The organism is Acetobacter papayae JCM 25143 (genome assembly GCF_000613285.1).
Taxonomy (GTDB): domain Bacteria; phylum Pseudomonadota; class Alphaproteobacteria; order Acetobacterales; family Acetobacteraceae; genus Acetobacter; species Acetobacter papayae.
Genome location: NZ_BAIN01000160.1, coordinates 1 through 1,043 on the forward strand (window position 1 = coordinate 1; position 1,043 = coordinate 1,043).

Annotated in this window: 1 protein-coding gene and 1 pseudogene; one reads left to right on the plus strand and one right to left on the minus strand. The window is 53.1% G+C overall.

Annotated features, from left to right (window positions below; translation table 11 throughout):
- Positions 1–89: 89 nt before the first annotated feature.
- The gene (locus JCM25143_RS15145; RefSeq protein ID WP_025861850.1) at positions 90–668 is read left to right on the plus strand and encodes a recombinase family protein; all 579 of its coding nucleotides are present in this window, start codon (positions 90–92) and stop codon (positions 666–668) included.
- Between the two features lie 84 nt (positions 669–752).
- Here JCM25143_RS15145 and glyA read toward each other — a convergent pair.
- A pseudogene (gene glyA / locus JCM25143_RS25010) lies at positions 753–1,043 on the minus strand (serine hydroxymethyltransferase); the annotation flags it as partial.

Sequence of the window (1,043 nt, forward strand, 5' to 3'; positions counted from 1 at the left end):
CACGATTTTTTCAAGTGCTATATATATGATTAATCAAAAAAACGTGGTTGATATCGATCCCCTTTATCTAGACTTGAGTGATAAATACCATGTTGATCGGATATGCACGCGTCAGCACTGAAGATCAAACTCTTTCAGTTCAAATAAAAAATCTCAAGGAGGCTGGCTGTACTGTCATATTCAAAGAAAAAATATCTGGGGCCATAAGAAAAAGACCTGAGCTTCAGAAATTATTAAAAAAGATTAAGAAGGGCGATATTCTGGTTGTACATCGTCTGGACAGATTGGCACGTTCCACGCAGCATCTTCTGGAAATTACGGATTACCTCCGCACCAAGGATACTGGCCTGCGTTCGCTTTCAGAACCATGGGCCGACACGACCTCTGCCGCTGGCCGCATGATCCTGACCGTTTTTGCCGGGATTGCTGAATTTGAACGCGCGCTGATCCGCGAACGCACAGCGGAAGGACGAAAGCTCGCACGGGAGCGCGGCATCCATATGGGCCGCCCCTCGAAGCTTAAACCCCATGAGGCCGAAACCGCCCGCAAACTGATTACGGAAGAACAGGTTGCGGTGTCCGAAGTCGCGACCCGATACGGCGTGCACAAAACCACCATCTACCGCCTTGTGGCCGCAGCACAGCGGACAAAGTGCTCCAAGCACTGAAACCGCAAGCTACAGGACCACAAATAGAAAAGGCGCGGGGTTTCCCCCACGCCTTCTTCCTATGCGGACAATGCGCAGAGGCCCTTATCTTTTATAGATAGGAAAGCGTGCACACAGAGCCTTGACGCGGGTATGAACGGCCTGTTCCACAGCCGCATCGCCCTCGCCACCGGAAGCAGCCAGCGCGCTCAGCACTTCGTCGATCATCTCGCCAATCTCGCGGAATTCCGCCTCACGGAAACCACGCGCTGTCGCCGCCGGGCTGCCAAGCGCACGCCAGAGGTGATTGCAGGCTTTTCGGGGTCAAACGGAATGGCGTTCTTGTTGGCCGTAATGCCCGCACGTTCCAGCGCATGTTCCGCTGCCTTGCCCGTA